Source organism: Mesorhizobium sp. M7A.F.Ca.US.005.03.2.1, assembly GCF_003997795.1.
Classification (GTDB): domain Bacteria; phylum Pseudomonadota; class Alphaproteobacteria; order Rhizobiales; family Rhizobiaceae; genus Mesorhizobium; species Mesorhizobium ciceri.
The window spans coordinates 1-4,746 of the sequence record NZ_RZRP01000492.1 but is presented as its reverse complement, the minus strand read 5'-3'; the positions used below and the strand labels follow the sequence as shown (position 1 = coordinate 4,746).

Genomic DNA, 4,746 nt, shown 5'->3' with positions numbered 1-4,746 from the left:
GAGCAGCCCGGTTCGCGTAAGCGAATTCATCGTGCCACTGGCACGATGAATTCGCTTACGCGAACCGGGCTGCTCACCCACGCCCGACAAACGGCATCTTGGTCGCCATCACGGTCATGAACAGCACGTTGGCGTCGAGCGGCAGGCTGGCCATGTGGACGACGGCGTCGGCGACGCGCTGAACATCCATCACCGCTTCGGCTGCGATCGAGCCATTGGCCTGCGGCACACCGACCGTCATCGGCTGCGCCATGTCGGTCAGCGCATTGCCGATGTCGATCTGGCCGCAGGCGATGTCATAGGGCCGGCCGTCGAGCGCCAGCGTCTTGGTCAGTCCGGTGATGGCATGCTTGGTCGCCGTGTAGGGCACCGAGCCTGGGCGCGGCGCATAGGCCGACACCGAACCGTTGTTGATGATGCGGCCACCCATCGGCTTCTGCTTGCGCATGGCGCCAAAGGCGGCACGGGCGCACAGGAACGAACCGGTGAGGTTGACGCCGACGATATCGTTCCACACTTCGACCGGTATCTCGTCGATCGGCGTCGATTTGTAGCCCATGCCGGCATTGTTGAAGAGCAGGTCGACACGGCCGAAGGCCGCCGCCACGGTCTCGAACAGATCGTCGACCTCGCCTGCCTTGCTGATATCGCAGGCAACCGCCAGGGCCTTGGCGCCGGTGGACCCGGCCTCAGCCACGGCTGCATCCAGCACGGATTTGCGGCGTCCGCAGAACACCGTGTTCCAGCCGGCCTTGAGCAGCGCCGTGGCGACGCTCTTGCCGATGCCCGTGCCGGCCCCGGTGACGATGGCGGTTCTTTGCTCGGTCATGGCTATTGTCCTCCGGCAGCGCTGCGCTTGCTCGACTGATTTTGGGGGGTTGGCTCGAAAAGGAAGGCATCGCAAATGACGGCGGCGATGGCAAGCGTGTCCATCCGGCCGGACCGACAAAAAGGGCGGCCATTGGCGACCGCCCCTGATCTGAACCGGGCTTGGGAGGAGGAAAAGCCGATCCGACTGTGTTGAATGATGCGCTTGCTGGGTTAATGAGCGGTTAACCCGGAAAGTGCCCCCTGTGCCGTTTTGGCCTACCAGCGCGGATTGGGTGACGTCCCGGCCTTGGCCGGCACCTTGGCCGCCGAAACCGTCGCCTCGACATGGTCGACCAGCGCGTCCGGCAGGCCGAGCCGGCCGGCGAGCAGATCGAGATAACCGCGCTCGGCGCGTGTGTCGGGATCGATGGTCAGGCGCGACGCCGTGTAGAGTTCGAGCTTCTGCGCATCGGTCTTGGCGCCGGCCACCAGCGTGTCGAGGTCGAGCGGGCTTGCCAGCTCCGCCATCAGGAACTTTTCGGCATCGGAGCCTATGCCGGCCAGGCTGAGCTTGCCGGCGATCTTCTGGCGCTCTTCATCGTCGATATGGCCATCGGCTTTCGCCGCCGAGATCATCGCCCGCACCAGGGTCAGCGTGAATTCGTCCTCGCCTTGCGGCGCCTGCGACGGGTGGAAGGGGGTATCCTTGGGCGGCGGCAGCAATTCCGGTTGGCCGGCCGCCGGTGCTTCCGCGGGCGCGTTGCCGGCCTTGTAATTCTGGTAGGCCTTGTAGGCGAGGCCGCCGATCGCGGCCAGTCCGCCAAGCTTCACCGCGGCGCCCGTCACGTTGCGGCCAGTACCGGTTCCGAGCAGCACCGCGGCCAGCGCACCGGCGGCCAGCGGATTGTCCTTGGCCATCTGCACGGCCTGCCCCGCCTTGTCGCGAACGGTGCCGCTGGTGCCGGGGATTTGCGAGCCGAGCAGATCGTCGAGAAGCTTCTTGGGATCGAACATTCAGTGCCTCCAGGATTTGCCCGGCCAACGGGCGGGTTTCGAACGTCGAAGACGTAGGTCCCGAAACTTGAGATTGCAATGACAGGCAGCCGCTTTGCAGCAGCACGATGCTGGATCAGGAGCCGATATGCGGCCCCCTGCCCCGCGCCTGCGCAAGCTCGACCTGGCGCTGGCGCTCGGCATAACGCTGGCGGTCCTCGTCCGAACGCGCATCGAAGCAATGCGGGCACGAAATACCGGCAGCGAATTTGGGCGACGTCAGCTCGCCCGGCGTCAGCGGGTGGCGGCAGGCGCGGCACAGTTCCGCGTCACCCTCGGCAAGACCGTGCGACACCGAAACCCGCTCGTCGAAGACGAAGCACTCGCCTTGCCAGAGGCTCTGTTCGGCCGGAACCTCCTCGAGGTATTTGAGGATACCGCCCTTGAGATGGAAGACATCCTCGAAGCCGAGCGATTTGACATAGGCGGTTGCCTTTTCGCAGCGTATGCCGCCGGTGCAGAACATCGCAACCTTGCGGCCTTCGAGCTCCGCCCGGTGCGTTTCCACCCAGGCCGGGAACTCGCGAAAGCTTGCGGTGGCCGGGTCAATCGCACCCTTGAACGTGCCGATCGACACCTCATAGGCGTTGCGCGTGTCGATGATGACAGTGCCGGGCTGCGAAATCAGAGCGTTCCAGTCGGCCGGCGCGACGTAGGTGCCGGCACTTTTCGAAGGATCGATGTCATCGACACCCATGGTGACGATCTCGCGCTTCAGCCGCACCTTCATGCGATGGAACGGCATGTCCGCGGCCGCGCTGTACTTGACCTCGAGTCCGGCAAGCCCTTCGATGGCTTCGAGATACGCGATCAGTTCGGCAATTGCCGTCTCGCTGCCGGCGACGGTGCCGTTGATGCCTTCATGCGCCAGCAGCAGCGTTCCCTTTATGCCGCGCCCGCAGCAGAATGCGGCGAGCGGCGCGCGCAGTTCTTCGAAAGCGTCGAGCCGGGCAAACCGGTAGAGCGCGGCGACGCGAAGGGGTGGAAGTGATGTCATTGCCGAAGCCACTAGACGCTCGAGCAAGCCGATTCAAGGCAAAGCAGGCATCCTGTTCGGCGGGTCGCTGGCGCAAATCTGCACCATGGGCGAATTTGTACCATAGCTGAGATCAGGGAGTCAAGAAAAAATTCCTATCCTGAAAAGCCACCGGGGCAAAAGCTGTCGGCACCATCGAGCCGGCAGCCACCCTTGTCAACTTGGGCTTGGCGAGTATGGGCGACGCGTGACATCGCGACACGGCCGGTTTCGTGGACAGGAAAACGGCCTTCTGCTAATCGGTTGAATTGTCCCACGCCACGGAGAGACACATGCCCAGCAAGACCGAAAAACTTCTGTCGCTCCTCAACGGCCAGCCCGTCATCCCGGTGCTGAAGATCTCCGATGTCGCCAATGCCGTGCCGCTGGCCCGCGCTCTGGCGCGCGGCGGCCTGCCTGCGATCGAGATCACGCTGAGGACCGCCGACGCGCTGGAAGCGATCCGGCGGGTCGCTGGTGAAGTCGAGGAAGCCATCGTCGGCGCCGGCACCATTCTCGATGCCAGGCAGTTCGAAGAGGCGGCTGCCGCGGGCTCGCGCTTCATCGTCAGCCCCGGCATCACCTGCGAGCTTCTGTCGGCAGCCGCCGCCAGCGATGTTCCGCTGCTGCCCGGTGCGATCACCCCCGGCGAGATCATGGCCGCGCGCGAAGCCGGCTTGCGCTTTCTGAAATTCTTCCCGGCCGAGCAGTCGGGCGGCATCGCTTCGCTGAAGGCCTTCGCCTCGCCGCTCGCCGATGTGAAATTCTGCCCGACCGGCGGCATCTCGGCCAAGAACGCGGCTGACTATCTCAGCCTGCCCAACGTGGTCTGCGTCGGCGGTTCCTGGGTGGCGCCCGACGACCTCGTCAAGGCCGGCAAATGGGACGAGATCGAAGCCTTGGCGCGCGCGGCGAGCAAGCTCGCAAAATAAGGCTTTCATGGCGGCATGGAAAAACCCGGCCGACTTGCGTCTACCGGGTTTCCGCCGGATGTTTTTTCCAGGCCTGCCTTGGCCGGATCAGTTGCAGACCCTGACTTCCCTGACCACCCTATGATGATGCTTCCAGGTCGTGACAACCTTGGTCCGGCAGTGCTTCTTCATGTGCATGTGATCGTGGGTCTTGACGACAATGGTTTCGGCCTGCGTAGGGGCGACGGCCGCCGAAGCGGTTGCCAACGCGATGACCGATGCCAGTAGAATCTTCTTCATGGGTATCCCCGGGTTTGAACGAACGAGGGAGAAACCGTTGACGGCCCGAGGCGTTCCACGATCACGGCAATGTCAGGCCGGTGTGATCGGAAGCCGGCGGGCCGCGCGACCGGATCCGGCCACGCAGCAAAAAGCCGCGCTGGTTGCCCGGCGCGGCTTTGTCGATTGGTTTGCCGTCATTTGGTCTGGAAGCGGGCTACCGACATGAACTTGACGGCGTTGCCGGTGAAGCGATTGGCATCGGCCACCTGGCTGCTCGGCTGGAAGCCAGCGGTGTAGACCTCGCTCGGCGGCGTGTGCACGATGCTGTAGGCGTAACCCGGCGCCGTCGTCGCGCTTGAAACGGTGGCGACCTGCTCGCCGCTGGTCAAGGCCCAACGGGCGGCCTGCGGTGCGGCTGCAACCACCATGGCCTTGGGGCCTGGCTTCAGGTCGCGGGCGGTGGCTCTCGATTCCTTGCGCGTCGTCTTGACGCCGGCGCCGATCGCGGCGGCCGGATCGGAACCGACTGGGCGGGCCACGACAGCATCGCGCGGCGATGCGGCGTTGGTGCCCGGATCGTTGAACGCCGAACGCGGCTCGGACCCGGACAAGGAAGCAAGCTGGTAATCGGCCGCACCGACCTGGGCATTGGCCTCGTCGAGCACGGCCTTGACC

The 4,746-nt window shown here is 64.7% G+C and carries 5 protein-coding genes and 1 pseudogene; 1 reads left to right on the top strand and 5 read right to left on the bottom strand.

The genetic code is table 11. The annotated features are described in order from the left end of the window. Positions 1-73 precede the first annotated feature (73 nt). The 3 genes from EN991_RS23835 to EN991_RS23825 form a co-directional block, all read right to left on the bottom strand. Positions 74-829, bottom strand: a complete 756-nt coding sequence (locus tag EN991_RS23835) for an SDR family oxidoreductase (protein WP_013529743.1) — start codon at positions 827-829, stop codon at positions 74-76. A 257-nt stretch (positions 830-1,086) separates the two neighbouring features. Continuing rightward, positions 1,087-1,824 carry a tellurite resistance TerB family protein gene (locus EN991_RS23830; RefSeq protein WP_013529742.1) on the bottom strand — a complete coding sequence of 246 codons (738 nt, stop codon included), beginning with the start codon at positions 1,822-1,824 and terminating at the stop codon, positions 1,087-1,089. 115 nt (positions 1,825-1,939) lie between these two features. Next, the gene (locus EN991_RS23825; protein ID WP_127369681.1) at positions 1,940-2,860 is read right to left on the bottom strand and encodes a rhodanese-related sulfurtransferase; all 921 of its coding nucleotides are present in this window, start codon (positions 2,858-2,860) and stop codon (positions 1,940-1,942) included. Between the two features lie 311 nt (positions 2,861-3,171). Between EN991_RS23825 and EN991_RS23820 the strand changes: the two genes are divergently transcribed. Further along, positions 3,172-3,810 (top strand): 2-dehydro-3-deoxy-phosphogluconate aldolase, encoded by a 639-nt coding sequence (locus tag EN991_RS23820; protein WP_127369680.1) that lies wholly within the window; start codon positions 3,172-3,174, stop codon positions 3,808-3,810. Positions 3,811-3,897: 87 nt separating this feature from the next. Here the strand turns inward: EN991_RS23820 and EN991_RS23815 are convergent, their stop codons facing one another. Both EN991_RS23815 and EN991_RS23810 read right to left on the bottom strand, forming a co-directional pair. Further along, positions 3,898-4,089: a hypothetical protein gene (locus EN991_RS23815; RefSeq protein WP_127369679.1), complete on the bottom strand. Its 192-nt coding sequence runs from the start codon at positions 4,087-4,089 to the stop codon at positions 3,898-3,900. Positions 4,090-4,265: 176 nt separating this feature from the next. Then, positions 4,266-4,746 (bottom strand): annotated as a pseudogene (locus EN991_RS23810) (peptidase M15); the annotation flags it as partial.

Coding starts and splice junctions, on each gene's coding strand:
- EN991_RS23835 (WP_013529743.1), bottom strand. CDS start 829: ATGACCGAGCAAAGAACCGCCATCGTCACCGGGGCCGGCACGGGCATC.
- EN991_RS23830 (WP_013529742.1), bottom strand. CDS start 1,824: ATGTTCGATCCCAAGAAGCTTCTCGACGATCTGCTCGGCTCGCAAATC.
- EN991_RS23825 (WP_127369681.1), bottom strand. CDS start 2,860: ATGACATCACTTCCACCCCTTCGCGTCGCCGCGCTCTACCGGTTTGCC.
- EN991_RS23820 (WP_127369680.1), top strand. CDS start 3,172: ATGCCCAGCAAGACCGAAAAACTTCTGTCGCTCCTCAACGGCCAGCCC.
- EN991_RS23815 (WP_127369679.1), bottom strand. CDS start 4,089: ATGAAGAAGATTCTACTGGCATCGGTCATCGCGTTGGCAACCGCTTCG.